15 protein-coding genes are annotated in these 15,991 nt (G+C 65.8%); 5 read left to right on the top strand and 10 right to left on the bottom strand.

Annotation, left to right across the window (positions count from 1 at the left end):
- Positions 1 to 16: 16 nt before the first annotated feature.
- The gene (gene mptB / locus AC1MCD_RS00540; RefSeq protein WP_498674862.1) at positions 17 to 1,636 is read right to left on the bottom strand and encodes a polyprenol phosphomannose-dependent alpha 1,6 mannosyltransferase MptB; all 1,620 of its coding nucleotides are present in this window, start codon (positions 1,634 to 1,636) and stop codon (positions 17 to 19) included.
- Positions 1,637 to 1,850: 214 nt separating this feature from the next.
- On the opposite strand from mptB, the gene AC1MCD_RS00535 reads away from it, so the two are divergent.
- Positions 1,851 to 3,377, top strand: a complete 1,527-nt coding sequence (locus AC1MCD_RS00535; protein WP_498674861.1) for a SulP family inorganic anion transporter — start codon at positions 1,851 to 1,853, stop codon at positions 3,375 to 3,377.
- A 6-nt stretch (positions 3,378 to 3,383) separates the two neighbouring features.
- On the opposite strand, the gene lhgO is transcribed toward AC1MCD_RS00535, so the two are convergent.
- Positions 3,384 to 4,586 carry an L-2-hydroxyglutarate oxidase gene (lhgO, locus tag AC1MCD_RS00530; RefSeq protein WP_498674859.1) on the bottom strand — a complete coding sequence of 401 codons (1,203 nt, stop codon included), beginning with the start codon at positions 4,584 to 4,586 and terminating at the stop codon, positions 3,384 to 3,386.
- 53 nt (positions 4,587 to 4,639) lie between these two features.
- On the bottom strand, positions 4,640 to 5,791 hold the full coding sequence (locus tag AC1MCD_RS00525; protein WP_498674858.1) for a GGDEF domain-containing protein: 1,152 nt from the start codon (positions 5,789 to 5,791) through the stop codon (positions 4,640 to 4,642).
- A 210-nt stretch (positions 5,792 to 6,001) separates the two neighbouring features.
- On the opposite strand from AC1MCD_RS00525, the gene AC1MCD_RS00520 reads away from it, so the two are divergent.
- Entirely contained in the window at positions 6,002 to 6,577 is a 576-nt protein-coding gene (locus AC1MCD_RS00520; protein ID WP_498674856.1) for an NADPH-dependent FMN reductase, read from the top strand.
- Between the two features lie 129 nt (positions 6,578 to 6,706).
- Complete coding sequence (locus AC1MCD_RS00515; protein WP_498674854.1) at positions 6,707 to 7,210, top strand: MarR family winged helix-turn-helix transcriptional regulator; 504 nt, start codon at positions 6,707 to 6,709, stop codon at positions 7,208 to 7,210.
- 33 nt (positions 7,211 to 7,243) lie between these two features.
- On the opposite strand, the gene AC1MCD_RS00510 is transcribed toward AC1MCD_RS00515, so the two are convergent.
- Positions 7,244 to 7,897: a response regulator gene (locus tag AC1MCD_RS00510; protein WP_498674852.1), complete on the bottom strand. Its 654-nt coding sequence runs from the start codon at positions 7,895 to 7,897 to the stop codon at positions 7,244 to 7,246.
- Complete coding sequence (locus AC1MCD_RS00505; RefSeq protein ID WP_498674850.1) at positions 7,897 to 9,267, bottom strand: sensor histidine kinase; 1,371 nt, start codon at positions 9,265 to 9,267, stop codon at positions 7,897 to 7,899. The genes AC1MCD_RS00510 and AC1MCD_RS00505 overlap by 1 nt, the downstream gene beginning before the upstream one ends.
- A 165-nt stretch (positions 9,268 to 9,432) precedes the next feature.
- Here AC1MCD_RS00505 and AC1MCD_RS00500 point away from each other — a divergent pair, with 165 nt between their 5' ends.
- The gene (locus AC1MCD_RS00500) at positions 9,433 to 10,578 is read left to right on the top strand and encodes an ABC transporter permease (RefSeq protein ID WP_498674848.1); all 1,146 of its coding nucleotides are present in this window, start codon (positions 9,433 to 9,435) and stop codon (positions 10,576 to 10,578) included.
- 31 nt (positions 10,579 to 10,609) lie between these two features.
- Positions 10,610 to 11,371, top strand: a complete 762-nt coding sequence (locus tag AC1MCD_RS00495) for an ABC transporter ATP-binding protein (RefSeq protein ID WP_498674846.1) — start codon at positions 10,610 to 10,612, stop codon at positions 11,369 to 11,371.
- 75 nt (positions 11,372 to 11,446) lie between these two features.
- Here the strand turns inward: AC1MCD_RS00495 and AC1MCD_RS00490 are convergent, their stop codons facing one another.
- The 5 genes from AC1MCD_RS00490 to AC1MCD_RS00470 all read right to left on the bottom strand — a co-directional run bounded on the left by AC1MCD_RS00490 (position 11,447) and on the right by AC1MCD_RS00470 (position 15,916).
- Entirely contained in the window at positions 11,447 to 12,232 is a 786-nt protein-coding gene (locus AC1MCD_RS00490; protein ID WP_498674843.1) for an amino acid ABC transporter ATP-binding protein, read from the bottom strand.
- The gene (locus AC1MCD_RS00485; RefSeq protein WP_498678444.1) at positions 12,219 to 12,878 is read right to left on the bottom strand and encodes an amino acid ABC transporter permease; all 660 of its coding nucleotides are present in this window, start codon (positions 12,876 to 12,878) and stop codon (positions 12,219 to 12,221) included. Before AC1MCD_RS00485 ends, AC1MCD_RS00490 begins: the two co-directional genes overlap by 14 nt.
- A 40-nt stretch (positions 12,879 to 12,918) precedes the next feature.
- The gene (locus AC1MCD_RS00480; RefSeq protein ID WP_498674841.1) at positions 12,919 to 13,740 is read right to left on the bottom strand and encodes an amino acid ABC transporter substrate-binding protein; all 822 of its coding nucleotides are present in this window, start codon (positions 13,738 to 13,740) and stop codon (positions 12,919 to 12,921) included.
- Positions 13,741 to 13,973: 233 nt separating this feature from the next.
- Positions 13,974 to 14,678 carry a response regulator gene (locus tag AC1MCD_RS00475; protein WP_498674838.1) on the bottom strand — a complete coding sequence of 235 codons (705 nt, stop codon included), beginning with the start codon at positions 14,676 to 14,678 and terminating at the stop codon, positions 13,974 to 13,976.
- Positions 14,666 to 15,916 (bottom strand): sensor histidine kinase, encoded by a 1,251-nt coding sequence (locus AC1MCD_RS00470; protein WP_498674836.1) that lies wholly within the window; start codon positions 15,914 to 15,916, stop codon positions 14,666 to 14,668. Before AC1MCD_RS00470 ends, AC1MCD_RS00475 begins: the two co-directional genes overlap by 13 nt.
- Positions 15,917 to 15,991 lie beyond the last annotated feature (75 nt).

Below are 15,991 nucleotides of genomic sequence, written 5' to 3'. Positions count from 1 at the left end.
AACCTAACCCCGCAGGTCAGCGCCTCGCCGCCCGCTGTTCCTGCAGCCAGCCCCATGATCGCCGGGCCCAGTCCAGGGGCTTGCCCTCGATCAGCAGCTTCCGCGTGTGGATGTCCAAAACCAACAGGTAGAACGTAAACAGCAGCGCCGTCACGAACGCCAGCGAGGACGCATTGATCGGCAGCTCCACGAAGGACCAGACCGAGAGCTGGTCCTGCGCGCCGAACACCACAAAGAACGTCACGCCCACGTACAGGCACCGGATCTGCCAGTCGTTCCGGATGCCCGTCACCGCCAGGAACGGCAGGAACCAGAGGATGTACCAAGGCTGGATGATGGGCGAAAGCATCACGACGGCGGTGAACGCCAGGGCCAGCCGGCGCACCGCCCGCGAGTAGTCGCCGCGGAACATCAGCAGCAGGACCAGGCCGATCGCCGTCCACTTCATGCCCGTCCGCAGCAGGTCCGCGAACGTGCCGCCGGGCAGCCCCAGCACGTTGCCGAGGAACTCCACCTGCTGCCCCAGGAACCCCGACGGCGAGTAGCCGGTGTACCCCGGCGTCGGGTCCATGATCGCCCAAACCCAGCCCAGGCCCAGGTTGTACGGGATCCCGCTGAGCGCCAGCACCCCAAAACTGATGCCCGCCGTCGCACCCCACATCAGGAACTTCCGCGTCCACGACGCGGCAGGCCCGGCCCACATGACCCCGATGAAAGGGAGCAGCAGGACCGTGATCGGCTTGATCCCGATGGACGCCGTGACCAGTAATATGCCGGTGAGGTAATGCTTCGTCGCAGCGAAATAAACACCGGCGACGGCGAGGCCCACCATGAGTGCGTCGTTGTGGGCGCTGGCTACGAAGCTGATCAGGAAGAGGGGGTTGGCCACCGCGATCCACAGTGCCCGGGCGCCGTTGATGCCATGCAGTTCCGCGAGTTTAGGCACGTAGATGACGCAGAGGACCACGCCGACGCCGGCGAGAAGCCGGAACAAAAAGACAGAAGCGTCGGGCTGGGCCCCGGTCAGCCCCACCACGCCGCGGGCCAGCCACAGGAAATACGGCCCGTAAGGTGTTCTGTTCTCGGCCCAGGCGGGGTCCGCACCAAGGGAGAACCAGTTACTGAGTGTGGAAATGCCCACCTCGTAAGGGTTCTGGCCCTCCATGACCAGCCGCCCCTGCCCCGTGTAGGCGTAAACGTCGCGGGAAAAGATGGGGACGGCGAGCAGGAGGGGGAAGGACCACGCGGAGATGGCGATCACCACCGACCGCAGGGAATGCTCGCCCCAGTCCCCCAGGCGCTGGCCGAGCCGCAGCCAGGAGCGCATCAGCAGCATGGCCCCCACTGTAAGGAGGACCGTGGAAAGGGTGACGCCCCAACCCTCGGTCCGCAGCGCGATGACCACCGGCTGGCGGATCATGGGTGAGCCGTTGGCGATCCAGCCGGTGCCGATGGAGCCCACGAACATCATCAGGGCGCCGAGGAACCCCTGCCAGATGGCGATGTAGGCGCGGCGTTTGGCCGGCGGCGCGGCGGCGGGCGCAGCGGACTTCGGAAGCCCGGTCCCGGCCGGTGTCTTTTTCGACGGGCCCGGGAAAGTCTCCGAAGTGCTGAGGTGCGAACCGCCTGCCGTCATGTCCTGTGGGTCCCCTACTTACGTTACGGCGCTGGCCGGACCAGCTATAGGCCGGTCTACAACCACGCCATTTTAGCAGTTGGGATGCGGCGTGCCCCAGACTGGTAGGGGCGGACGCGCCCTCCCATTTCCTGGCGGAGCTGCGCGCGCCCCGTCATTCCCCGAAGGCAGAAGCGGCCAAAGTGCGCTTCACAAGCACGATTGGACCCCCGCAATGGCCGTACGAAGCGTCCCGGACGCCCGGACCAGCACGCCTCAGCAGCTCCAATCGGTCCGCGCCACATTACGCTCGCCGCGGCGGCTGAAGACCGAGGCACTCGCCGGCCTGGTGGTGGCGCTGGCGCTGATTCCGGAGGCGATCGCGTTTTCGGTGATCGCCGGCGTGGACCCGCGGATCGGCCTGTTCGCGTCCTTCATCATGGCCGTCACCATCTCGTTTGTCGGCGGCCGGCCGGCCATGATCTCCGCCGCCACCGGTGCCGTGGCCCTGGTGATCGCACCGCTGATGCGTAGCCACGGCCTGGACCACCTCATCGCGGCCGTGATCCTGGCGGGCGTCTTCCAGATCCTGCTCGCCGTCCTGGGCGTAACCCGGCTGATGCGCTTCATCCCGCGCTCGGTCATGGTGGGCTTCGTGAACGCGCTGGCCCTCCTGGTGTTCATGGCCCAGCTCCCCGAACTGATCGGCGTCCCGTGGATGGTGTACCCGCTCGTGGCGGTGGGCTTGGTCATTGTGGTGGGACTGCCCAGAATTACGACGGCGGTGCCCTCGCCTTTGGTGGCCATCGTGGTGCTCACCCTGTTTGCCGTCCTCGCCGGGGTGGACGTCCCCGCCGTCCAGGACAAGGGCCAGCTGCCGGAGAGCCTGCCGTCGCTGTTCATCCCCAACGTTCCCCTGACGTGGGAGACGTTTCAGGTGATCGCGCCATTCTCGCTCTCGATGGCGCTGGTGGGGCTGCTGGAATCGCTGATGACCGCCAAGCTGGTGGACGACATCACCGACACCCGCTCCAACAAGACCCGGGAGTCTTGGGGCCAGGGCGTGGCGAACATCGTCACCGGCTTCTTCGGCGGCATGGGCGGCTGCGCCGTGATCGGCCAGACCATGATCAACGTCAAGGGCTCCGGCGCGCGAAGCCGCGTATCCACCTTCCTGGCAGGTGTCTTCCTGCTGGTCCTCGTGGTGACGCTCGGCGACGTGGTGGGCATGATCCCCATGGCCGCTTTGGTGGCCGTGATGATCTTCGTTTCGGCCATCACCTTCGACTGGCACTCCATCGCACCGCGGACGCTGCGCCGGATGCCCAAGTCGGAGACCGCCGTCATGCTGATCACCGTCGCTGTGGTTTCCGTGACGCACAACCTGGCCATCGGCGTCGGCGCCGGCGTGCTGGCGGCCATGGCCCTGTTCGCCCGGCGGGTGGCGCATTTCGCCACGGTGGAGCGGACCGTCGTCGAACTTGACGGCGAATACGTGGCCACCTACACCGTGGACGGGGAGCTGTTCTTCGCCTCCTCCAACGACCTCTACACCCAGTTCGAATACGCCCTGGATGCTGAGGAGGACATCGCCCGGGTGGTGGTGGACCTGCACGCCTCGCACCTCTGGGACGCGTCGACCATCGCTGTGCTGGATGCCGTCACGGAAAAGTACCGCCGCCATGGCCGCGAGGTGGAGCTGATCGGACTGAACTCCGCCAGCATCCAGATGCGCGAACGGCTGGCGGGGAAGCTGAACTGACGCGGCTCAGGCACGCACCTGCAGGTAGTTCTCCACGAGATGGTCGGCGATGGCCATGCAGGATGTGGCCGCCGGCGAAGGCGCGTTCCGCAGCAGCGTCACCGGGCCCACCTGTTCCACCGCGAAGTCGTCCAGCAGCGAACCGTCCCGGCCCCACGCCTGCGCCCGCACACCTGTTGCCGTCTTGGCCGTAAGGTCGGACATCTTCAGCTCAGGGATGAAGCGCCGGGCTTTGCGGAAGTAGATGGCCTTGACCAGCGAGCCGCTGATTTCGTCCACGCCCATCCGCCAGTGCTTTTTGGCCAACGCGCCAGCCCCTGGCCACCGCAGTGACTCCCAGGTGTCCTTTGCCGAGACCGACAACCAGCCATAGCCCTCGCGCGCCAGCGCGGGAACAGCGTTTGGCCCCACGTGGACGTCGTCGTAGACACCGCGGGTGAAGTGCACGCCGAGGAAGGGGAAACGCGGGTCCGGAACCGGATAGATCATCCCGTTCACCAGGCTGTTCCGCTTCGGGTTCAGTGCCCAGTACTCGCCCCGGAAGGGCAGGATTTTCGGTGCCGGATCGGCACCCAGCAGGCGTGCAACGACGTCGGACTGCAAACCGGCGCAGGCTATGAGCCGGTCGAAGACGTGCTCGGACACAGCAGTCCGGACGCGCACTTTTCCGCCGTCCACAGCTATCCCCACCACCTCCTGCCCGAGCAGGATGGCACCGCCGGCCGCCCTCACGTCCTGCGCCATCGCTTCGGTAATCGCCGCAAAATCTACGACGGCGGTGTGCGGCGAGTGGACCGCCGCAACCCCCGCCGCGTGCGGTTCGATGTCCCGCAGCCGTGCAGTATCGTCGATGCGGTCCAAGTCAGGCACACCGTTGGCCCTGGACCGCTTCTCGATTTCGGCCAACGCCGGCAGCTCCGATTCATCCACGGCTACCACCAACTTGCCGACTTCCCGGTAAGGAAGGTTCTTCTCCAGGCAATAATCCCTGAGTGCTGCGCGCCCGGAAACGCACAGCCTGGCCTTCAGCGATCCCGCCGCGTAGTACAGGCCGGCGTGCACAACACCTGAATTGTGGCCGGTCTGGTGTGCGGCCAGCCGGTGCTCCTTTTCGAAGACCGTGACCTCTCCGAGTCCGCGCTGCAGCAGGGCCCGGGCCAGGGCGATGCCCACAATGCCCCCGCCGATGATTCCAATGCGTTCGCCCACGTCAATGTGTCCTTATCCTCGCGCCTGACCCGAGTATAAGAGCTCGGGCCGGCTCAGCGGCGGCGGTCACTGTGGACGGTGCGGTTACGGCCGAGGGACTTGGCGGTATAGAGGGCCTCATCCGCGGCGGCGATAAGGTCCTCCACGTCGGCGGTCCCGGCGTCGTACAGTGCAACCCCGTAGCTGACGGTGGGCATCTCGAGCCCTTCGGCAGTGGGGACCTGGGCCAGGCGGCGGCTGATTTCCTCCGCTATGTGCTCGGCGCGGACGGCCGACCCGCCCGGAATCAGGAGGACGAACTCTTCCCCGCCATACCTGCCCACGAGGTCCGTTGACCGGACGGTATCCTGGCAGGCCCCGGCGAAGGCCTGCAGGGCGACGTCGCCGGCGGCGTGACCATGGGTGTCGTTGACGGCCTTGAAATTGTCCAGGTCCGCGAGGATCAGGGCACCCGTTCCCTGCGTGACGGCGCGGTCCTTCAGCAGCCCCGCGGCAAGGTCCAGGAATGCTTTGCGGTTGAGCAGCCCGGTGAGGTCATCGCGGGTGGCCACCATCCGCAGGGCGCGGGTCTGCTGCTCCGTGCTCAGGCCGGCCATGCTGAAGGACACCACCACCAGCAGCACCATGGTGACCATGGTGGTCACCGCGGACCCGAAGTAGGTCGTGAAAATGAGGCCGTCCTGGCCGTCTCCAAGGAAGAACACCAGCCGGCCGAAATAGAAGACGGACATCGCCACGGCCGCGGCAGCCATCGGCACGCGGACCCGCGAGTAGCCCGGTTCAAGCCGCCAGAGTTCCTGCGATGCCAGCGCCAGCGTCAGGCACATTGCGCCGAGGAAAACCGCGCCGCCGGCCCAGACGTTGGTGCCGGGATGGTCTACGGCGGTGGCTACCAGCGTGACCACCGGCACCCCGGTGAACACCCAGCGTTTCGGCGGCACCTCACGTAGCGACCGCGCACCTGCCCAGACTGCAACACCGCCATGGACCAGCAGGACGTTGCCCAGGGTGTTGGCCCACCACTGGTGGCCTGTGCCATTGAGCAGGAAGGCGGCGGATCCGCCGAGGAAAAATACAAGTGCGAGGCACCACCAGCCGCTGTACGGGGACCGGGTGGTGCGGTACGACGAAAAGTAGAACAGCAGTCCCAACACCAGGGCCATCACGCCAAAGGCGATCCTGAGTGTTGCTGTATCAAGGACCATTTTCCGAAGTTCCCCCAACGTCGTCGTGATGCAACCCTCAGTATCGCACCGCCGTCGGACAATTCTTCCTGCCCAGCCGCCCCCGGAGGTCACCCCGGCGACCGACGCCACTGGAAATAGTATTTACAAAAATAGTTATCCAGAATATAGTTGAATCTTGAAGCGTTGCGGAGAACCCTTCCGCTCAGTGATCCATCAGAGGAGTAGTTCATGACTAAGATCGCCATCGTCACCGGCAGCACCCGTCCCGGCCGCAACAACGCCGGCGTAGCCGAGTGGGTTCTTGCGCAGGCACAGCTGCGCACCGACGCTGAGTTCGAGCTCGTCGACATCGCTGACTACAACCTGCCGATCCTGGACGAGGCCTACCCGGCCGCTTACCAGAACTACCAGAACGCCCACACCCTCGCCTGGGCAGCCAAGATCGCCGAGTTCGACGGCTACGTCTTCATCACCCCGGAGTACAACCACTCCGTAGCGCCGGCCCTGGCCAACGCACTGTCCTACCTGAACGCCGAGTTCGCGAACAAGGCCGCCGGCATCGTCTCCTACGGCTCCGCCTTCGGCGTCCGCGCCGTTGAGCACCTGCGCGGCATCCTCTCCGAGCTGCAGGTGGCCCACGTGCAGAAGACCGGCATGTTCTCCCTGTTCACCGACTTCGAGAACTTCTCCGTCTTCAAGCCCACCGAACTGCAGGCCGAGTCGCTCACGCCGGTCCTCGACCAGCTCATCCCGTGGACCAAGGCCCTCGAAGCCGTCCGCGCCGAGGCATCTGTCAACGCGTAACTCACGCACACCCGAGCGCCGGTGCTTTCGGCGGGCCAAACGCCCGCCGAAAGCACCGGTTTTCGTTGTTAAATGGAAGGCTCCATCGGCCGTCCTGACATTTGAAAGACTTACGAAAAGGACATTTACGTGGAGCGTATTATGGGCGTGGAAAGGGATTCCATGCCGGCCACGCAGAAGCACACCCCGACCACCGGGGACCTCGATGTGATCTCGCAGTGGGGGCTGGTCATCGAGGGATTCCAGCACACCAATAAGAAGGTGCATGCAGAGGTCTCTTCCGCGTTCTCCCTGGAACCGGCCGAGGCCGAGACGCTCCTGCGGCTGGTCCGCACTCCCGGCGCGCGGATGCCCATGGCGAAACTGGCCCGGGAAGTCGCGTTCAGCAACGGCGGCTTCACGAAGATCGCAAACAGGCTGGCAAAACGGTCACTGGTCCAGCGCAGCCCCTGCGCCGAGGACCGCCGGGTTGTCTACCTTGAGCTCAGCACGCAGGGCACAGAAACCGCCAACAAACTGGCCTGCTTCGTGGCCGGACTGGTCCATTCCAACTTCGTGGACATCCTGGGCGCGGAACGGGCGCAGCTGGTCGCGGAAGCCATGGCCGAACTGCGGGACGCCAACAACGCCTGAAGCCCGGTGGGGCCGGCTCACCTCGTCAGCCCGCTACTGCCCCGGCGCGCGAATGATACGGCGCTGCGCGGCCACGGCGATGGCCGAGGTGCGGTTGTCGACGCCGAGTTTGCCGAAGATGTGCACCAAATGGGTCTTGACGGTGGCCTCGGAAATGAACAAGTGCCGGGCGATGGCCCTGTTCGCCAGGCCTGTCGCCAGCAGTTCCAGCAGCTGAACCTCGCGCGGCGTCAGGGCGGTTTCCGGGCTGCTGATCCGCGACATCAGCAACGCCGCGACCTTCGGGGCCAAAGCTGTTTGGCCGGCCGCCGCAGAAAGCACTGCTTGGCGGATCTGCTCCGGTGGCGCGTCCTTGAGCATGTAGCCGCTGGCGCCTGCCTCCACCGCGGCCAGGATGTCCGCCTCGGTGTCGTACGTGGTGAGGATCAGGACCGGTGGCGCGGAATCCAGTTTCCTGATTGCCGCCGTGGCGGTGACCCCGTCCATTCCGGCACCCATTTGCAGGTCCATCAGCACCACGTCCACGCGCTCCCCCACGGCCCGGAGCCGGGTGAGTTCACGCAGGGCGGCGTCCCCGTCGGCAGCCTCGGCGGCCACACTGAAGTCCTCGAATCCGGTAAGCATGGCGCGCAGTCCGGCACGGACCACAGGGTGGTCATCCACCAGCAGGATGCGCAACGTCCCCATCAGCGCCGCTCCCCCGCCGGACCGGCAACGTCGCCAGGCAGCGCCTCCCCGGCGAGCGCCTCAACGGGCGCCTCCCCGGCGAGCGCCCCGCCCGTGAGCGGCAGCCGGACCGCGACGACGGTGCCCTCCCCCGGTGCCGATTCGACTTCCAGTGAACCGTTCAGTTCCGCCACCCGGGCGGCCAGCGAGCGCAGGCCGAAGCCGCTCCCGTCCGCGCGGCCAGCCACGCCGGGACCTGAAGCTTCGGGCTCAAAGCCCGTGCCGTCGTCGTACACGTCCAGGGTGGCCTCATCCCCGAGGAACGCCAGGGTGACGACGGCGGTGCGCGCCTTCGCGTGCTGCCGGACGTTGGCAAGGCTGGCCTGGGCGGCCCGGAGCAGCGTGACGCTGTACTGCGGCTGCAGTTCCGCGGGGTCACCCACCAGCTCAAACCGGCAGCGGAGTGCGTCGCCACGGGCGGTGGCCAGTGTTTCGGTTTCGCCGCAGAGCCTTTTGAGGGTTTCGGGCAGGGACGACTCCTGGAGCCGGGGCGTGGTGAGGCCGCGGACAAAGCTGCGGGCCTCGGACAGGTTTTCGGACGCCGTCTGCTGGACCAGCGCGACCCGTTCGGCGGCGGTGGCCAGATCGCCGCCGGCCAGGGACTTCTCCGCGGCGCGCGCCACCAGAACGATGCTGGACAGTCCCTGGGCCAGGGTGTCGTGGATTTCGCGGGCCAGGCGTTCACGCTCGGCGGCGACCCCGGCCTCGTGCTGCGTCCTGGCCAGCTCTGCCCGCGTCCGCCGAAGTTCTTCCGCGGCCAGCCGCTGCGCCTCCCCCTCAAGGTACAGCGCGCGGTAGGCGAGGCCGGTGACGACGGCGAACCCCGCACCCAGGACCGGGCCCAGGACCATGGGCAGACTGGGCGACGGCAGCCCGCTGGCCACCCACTGCGAGGCCACCACTGCCGCCGTCATGACAGCGATCGTGAAAAGCGCGATGCGGCGGGGCAGCACATGCAGGTGCAGGAAAAACAGCGGAAAGGCGACCCAGGAAAACTCCGCGCTGCCAGCGAGGAGGATGCCCCAAAGTGCCGTGACCATGCCCAGCCACAGCAGCGCGTAGGGGTGCGGATTGAACGTGGAGCGGCCGGAAGCATACCGCTTTTCCAGCAGGGTGCCGGCAAGGTAGGTCCCGGCCAGGGCGACGGCGAGCGCGGACCAAAGGTAACGGCGCCCACCTGCGGGAGTGCCGGCGTCGGCCGGTCCGTCCGCGAGGTGCAGCCGCAGGATGGCGACGAGCAGCAGCACGGCAAACCCGACGTGCAGCGTCACGCGCAGGAACCGCAGGACGGCGGCCCCCGAGGGGGTGGTCTGTGGGTCCGCGGCAGGCATTCCCTCAGCTTAGGCGCCTGAGTCCGCGGGCGGATCAATCAAAAGGTTGACCGGCGCCTCAACCTTTCGTCCCTCCGGGATCAACCACGTGCCCGATGTGCTCTGCGCCGGCGCGCGGGAGAGTGGATTGAGAACGAAATCCACCCCCATTGAAGGAAGTACAACGTGTTTCTCGCTATTCGTGACATCCGGTTCGCCAAAGGCCGGTTCGCCCTGATGGGCGGCGTGGTGGCCCTCGTGACGCTGCTGCTGGTGCTGCTGTCCGGGCTCACCGCCGGCCTGGGCGATCAATCCACCTCCGCGATCGGGAAGCTGGGGGCCGGGTCCCGGCCGGTCGACACCATCGTTTTCGGCGCACCGGGCAGCAATGAGCCGACGGCGTCCTTTACCGAGAGTGAGGTGACCGCCGCGCAGGTGGACAGCTGGCAGCACGTGCCCGGGGTTGCCCGGGCCGAGGCCCTGGGCATCAGCCAGTCGCGCCTCCAGGCGGGCGACGGCGGCACCACCAATGTGGCGGTGTTCGGCGTCGCGGCTGTCGGGCAACTTGCGCCGGCGGCAGTGCGGGCGGGGGCGCTCGTGATCGGGTCCACCGTTGCGGCGGATTTGGAGCTCGACGTCGGCGACACCGCCACGGTGGGTGGCACCGACCTGACCGTCACCGCCGTCGTGGATGACCAGTGGTATTCGCACACCGGAGTGGTGTGGACGGCGCTGCCGACCTGGGCTGAGGTGGCGCATATTTCACCGGTTGGCAGCGCTGCGGGTGGCGGCGCTGCGGGCGGCGGCGTTGCGGGGAATCCGCCGGTGGCCACCGTTATCGCGGTCACTTACCAGGCCGGGGCGGCGGTGGACGAGGTGGCGGCTAACTCGATGGCGGGCACCGTGAGCACCAGCCGCACCGGTTCGTTCCAGGCGCTGGGTTCGTTCAAGAGCGAGAACGGGTCCTTGATGCTGATGCAGGCGTTCCTGTACGGGATTTCCGCGCTGGTGATCGTGGCGTTCCTGACCGTGTGGACCGTCCAGCGCACCCGGGATATCGCCGTGCTCAAGGCCATGGGCGCGTCCGGCGGATATGTACTGCGGGACGCCATCACCCAGGCCGCAATTGTGCTTTTGGCCGGAGCAGGGCTCGGCGGGGCAGCCGGCATCCTCGGCGGATTCGCGGCAGCGCAGGCCGCACCGTTCCTCGTCACTCCCGCCACCACGCTGCTGCCCGTGCTGGGAATCGTTGCGCTCGGCCTGGCCGGCGCCGCGCTGGCGGTCCGGCGGGTCACCACGGTGGACCCGCTGATCGCCCTCGGCGGCAACTAAACCCCTCCTCTTCTCCGAAAGGTTCTTCCTTATGTCTATCTCCTCTCTGTCTGCTGCATCCGTCGCTGCTTCGGCGGGCCCTCCTGCCCTCCCCCTTTCGCTGGATAACGTCACCCTCGAATACCCGGACGGAGGCGGAACCATCAAAGCCTTGGACAGCGTCAGCCTGTGGGTGGCGGCCGGCCAGATGGTCTCGCTGGTGGGACCGTCCGGTTCGGGCAAGTCCAGCCTCCTCGCGGTCGCGGCCACCCTGGTCCGCCCCACGAGCGGGCAGGTGGTGATCGACGGCGTTTCGACCACGGGCCGCCGGGACGCCGAACTCACCGCACTGCGACGCGAGAAGGTGGGGATCATCTTCCAGCAGCCCAACCTCCTGGCGTCACTCACCGCCGTCGAGCAGTTGATGATTGGGCACCATCTCCGCGGCAAGCCGCTGAGGGCCGCCCGCTCCCGGGCGCTTGATTTGCTGGAACTCGTGGGACTGGGGCCGTCTGCGGACAAGCGGCCGCACCAGCTGTCCGGCGGGCAGCGGCAGCGGGTGAACATCGCGCGGGCGCTGATGGGTGACCCCAAGGTGCTGCTGGTGGATGAGCCGACGGCTGCGCTCGACCATGAGCGCAGCGCATCGATCGTCGGACTGCTCCGACGTGTCACGGACGAGTTCCAGGTGGCCACCGTGATGGTCACGCACGACACCGAGTTCGTCCCGCTGACGGACGCGGTGGCGGTAATGCGTGATGGAGGTCTGACTGCGCCGGCGGTGCCGGGCGCTCCAGGCGCTGGCCTTGGGTGATACCGGTCGCGTCTATGCGGCTCGATTATTGTGCCCGCGCCAGCGGCGAGGCTGGCAGGGCAATGGCGGTTGCGGTCAGAACGGGTTCAACAGCCGGTCCACGAACTGACGGGTGCGTTCCTCCCGAGGGTTACGGAGCACCGTGTCTGGGTGACCGCGCTCCACCACCACCCCGCCGTCCATGAAGATGACCTCATCGGCGACCTCACGGGCAAACGCGAGCTCGTGCGTGACCACCACCATGGTCCAGCCCTCGTCCGCCAGTTCCTTGATGACCGTCAGGACGTCGCCGACCAGTTCCGGATCGAGCGCCGATGTCGGCTCATCAAAAAGCAGGAGCTGCGGACGCAGGGCCAGCGCACGCACAATCCCCACGCGCTGCTGCTGGCCGCCGGAGAGTTCGAAGGGATAGCTGTTTTCCTTGTCTTCAAGACCCACCCGGACCAGCAATTCCCTGGCTTCCTTCACGGCCTCGGCCTTGGACCGCTTTTGCACCTGCACCGGGCCCTCAATGACGTTTTCCAGGGCGGTCTTGTGCGGGAAAAGGTTGTAGTGCTGGAACACCATCGCGCTGCGGTCTCTCAGCGCCGCCAACTGTTGCTTGGACACCGGGGCCGAAAAGTCGACGGTCAGCTCGCCAGCGAAGTCCACCACTCCGGCGTCGGGAACCTCAAGCCCGTTCAGGCAACGCAGCACAGTGGTCTTGCCTGAACCGGACGGTCCGATCAAGGTGACCACTTCACCCCTGCTTACGTTCACGTCAATGGATTTCAAAACTTTATGCCCGCTGAACGCCTTGCGGAGTCCACGGACGCTCAGGAGCTGGGCGCTCTCCGTGGACCCGGAATCAGTGGGCAACATAGCGGTCCAATCTCTTCTCAAGGGCGGACTGTCCGCCGGCGAGGACCAGGCAGATGATCCAGTAAATGACGGCCGCTTCCAAATACAGGAGCATGAATTCCTGGCTGAAGGCCGCTACCTGCTGCGCCTGGCGGAACAGTTCAGTCACGAGGATCAGCGAAGCCAGCGAAGTGTCCTTGACCAGGCTGATAAAGGTGTTGGACAGGGGCGGGACGGAGACGCGCGCGGCCTGCGGCAGGATGATCCGTACCAGCGACTGGCGGCGGGACATCCCGATCGTATGGCCGGCCTCCCACTGGCCCTTGGGTACTGACAGGATGGCTGCTCGGATGACCTCCGCGGCGTAGCCGCCCACGTTGAGGGAAAAGGCGATGATGGCGCTCGGCCAGGGGCTGATGGTTACCCCGATGGAGGGCAGCCCATAAAAGATGACAAACAACTGCACCAGGAGGGGCGTGCCCCGGATCACCGAAATGTAGATCCGGGCGATCGTGGAGAGGACCCGGTTACGGCTTAACCGCATCAATGCGACGATCAGGGCCAGCAGCAGCCCAAAGGCGAATGAGACCAGTGCCACAGGGATGGTCCCGGTAACGGCACCGATGAGGATCGGTCCCAGTGCCCCCCATACGAGTTCCCAGTTGATCATGACCCGGCGCGGCATTCTTGAACGATGCGCATCGTCGCTACTTGGTCACGTCCGCGTCGAAGTATTTCTGCGAAATCTTGGCCAGGGTACCGTCGGACTGCAGTTCGGTGAGTGCCTTGTCCACAGCGTCCGTCAGGCTGGTTGAGCCTTTCCGGAGCGCGACGGCACTCAATGACTTGTCGGTGGTTTCGGCGGCAATCTTGATGCTGTCATCGTGTGAAACCTTCTGCTGGTCCAGGTAGGTCAGTTTGTCGTTGATTGTTGCATCCACCCGTCCCTGCTTGAGCAGCGCGATGGCCTGCGCCCAGCCCTCAACTGCCTCGACGTTGGCGCCGCTCTGCTGGGCCAGCTTGTACCAGTTGCTGGTCAATGATTGCGCCGTGGTTTTGCCCTTAAGGCTGTCGAAAGAAGTGATGCTGTTGTTATCGGCTTTGGTGACAATGACGCCGGTGCTGACCGTGTACGGGGTCGAGAAATCATATTTCGCCTTGCGTTCGTCCGTGATCGAGACCTGGTTGGCAACGACGTCGAACCTCTTGGCTTCCAGGCCGGCAAAGATGGCATCAAACTGGGTCTCCTGGAACGTGGCCTTAACGCCCAGCTTGTCGGCCACTGCCGTGATGATCTCCACGTCGAAACCGGTCAGTTCGCCGCTGCCGTTGGCGTGGAACGAGAAGGGCTTGTAGGTTCCCTCCGTGCCGACTTTAAGCACGCCCGCGCTCTTGACGTCACTCAAAGAAGTATCCGTCCCACCGGCAGGTGCCGAGCTGGCTGGGCCCGTAGACGCGGAACCGCATCCGGCCAGGGCCAGTCCTGCAGCCGCGATGAGGCCAATGACGGAAACTCGTGTGCGCTTCATAATGATCCTTCGTTCAGGAGCAGCAAGGGCTCGCCGACTTGGCGGCACCATCACTTGCGACGATAGCAACACTGCAGAAAGATCGCAGGCACCGGCTTCATCCAACCTCACGAAGTGGGACCGAAAGCCGTTCACAGGGTTCGCCGATCACTGCAGCCACCGAGCCCGGAATCCGGGGGCAGCGGGTGAGCGGGATGACTCAACGCAAGCGTGGAGTCAAGTTGGGGTTTAGTTCAACCGGGCTGGGAACGGTGGTGGTCGTTGAGGCCATTTTCGTAGGCGAAGATGACGGCGTGGACGCGGTCGCGCAGCCCGAGTTTCATCAGGATGCGGCCCACGTGGGTCTTCACGGTTGATTCGGTCACGAACATTTGCTCTCCGATCTCAGTGTTGGTTAGTCCGCCGGCTATGGCCGAGAGGATTTGGCGTTCCCTCGGGCTCAGGGCTGCGACGGCTTCGTCGCCCCTTGGTCGGGGACCGGAGGGAAGCCGTTGGCTGAAGAGGTCCAGCATCCGGCGGCTGACCCTGGAGGAGATGGCGGCATCTCCTCCGGCGACGGCCCTGATGGACGTAACCAGCTCGGCTGGTCCGACGTCCTTGAGGAGAAAACCGCTCGCACCGGCCCGGAGTGCAGCGAAGGCGTACTCGTCGAGATCGAACGTGGTGAGGACAATGACCCGTGATTGCGGATGCTCCTCAACAATTGTGCTGGTGGCGGCGATGCCGTCCATGCCGGGCATTCGCACATCCATCAGCACCACATCCGGGGCAAGGCTGCGAGACATTTCGATTCCCATCCTGCCGTCGGCGGCTTCCCCGACGACTTCGATTCCCTCCTGGGCGTCTAGGACCATACGGAATCCCATCCGGACAAGATTCTGGTCATCGACGAGCAGCACCCGGATCGATCGCCCGGGTGAGGCAGTTACTGGCTCCATGAGGCTCCTTCCTGCGGGACGAACCGTACGGTCACGGACCATCCACGGCCCGCCATGGGGCCCGCCTCCATCGTGCCGCCATACAGCGCGACGCGCTCACGCATCCCCACTAGGCCACGTCCGGAGTGCCCTGCGGGAGCTACGACATGTTGGCCATCGTCAATTACCAAGACCGTGATCTCTTCGGCTCTGAACTGCACCTCGACAGCCACCGTCGATACCTCCTTCGCGTACGTAAGCGCATTGGTGAGACCCTCCTGTACGACGCGGTAGATTGCCAGCTGGATCCCGGTGTCAGCCGGAGGAACACCATCTGACCGCAGGACCACCGGAAGGCCCGTCGAGCGGAAAAGTTCCACCAGAGCTGGTACTTCCCGGACACCCGGCGCCGGGGCTACCGTGCCGGGCAGTTCCCCGGTGTTGCCTTCGTTCAGCACTCCGAGCATCCGGCGCATGTCTGCCACCGCGGCGCGGCCAGTCGCGGCGACCTGGCGCATGGCCTCGGCGGCGCGGGCAGGGTCAGAGGGTGCGATCTCTGCAGAACCATGGGCCAGGGAAATCATCACGGCCAATCCATGCGAGACGATGTCGTGCATCTCCCGGGCAATCACGTTTCGCTCAGCGGCCGCGGCGATACTGGCCAAATGCTGCCGTTCCCGCACCAACCGGTCGGCGCGGTCCACGAGGGCGGCCACATAGCTGCGCCGCGAGCGGACGTTGAAGCCGATCAGTGCCGCGATCACGAGCACCGCAATTGCCTGACCTGCCTGGCCCGGGTCAACCATAGACCCGGGCAAGAGGACCGCGGCCAGAAGGAGGACGCCGCTGGTCCCGACGAGGGCAATAGCTGCGTGCCGGGCGGAACTGTAAACGGCGACGGTATACAGGGTTATGGCTGCCGCTACCGCTGCGAAGCTTGCTGGCGCCGGGAACGTGAGGAGCATGATGCCCGCAGTGGCGGCAAACGAAAACATCGGAGCCCGCCGGCGGAACAGCAGGGCAGTTCCGGAAACCACCACCGCGAACAACTGGAGAACGAACCCCGGGCTGCTGGTCTCATGAACGAGAGCAGCCGCCGCAAGGGCCGGCCCTGTGTAGGCGGCAGAGATCAGAAAGTCCGTGATTCCCGGACGGGAGCGCCACCGGCGATACCGGATCGGCTCCTCCGTGGGACCCGGCGTCGGCAACGCCGGTTCCGCCGACGACTGAAGGCGCTCACTTCCTCCCGTCCCTGTCATTCTCCGGACTCTACCCGTCGTGAAGTGCATTACGGCCTCCGGTCTTCAGTTGGCAGGGAACGGGCAGTGCCAGCG

The sequence above is a fragment of the Arthrobacter sp. BF1 genome, assembly GCF_056680215.1.
The sequence above is the reverse complement of the archived record's forward strand: the minus strand, read 5'-3'. Positions and strand labels throughout refer to the sequence as shown.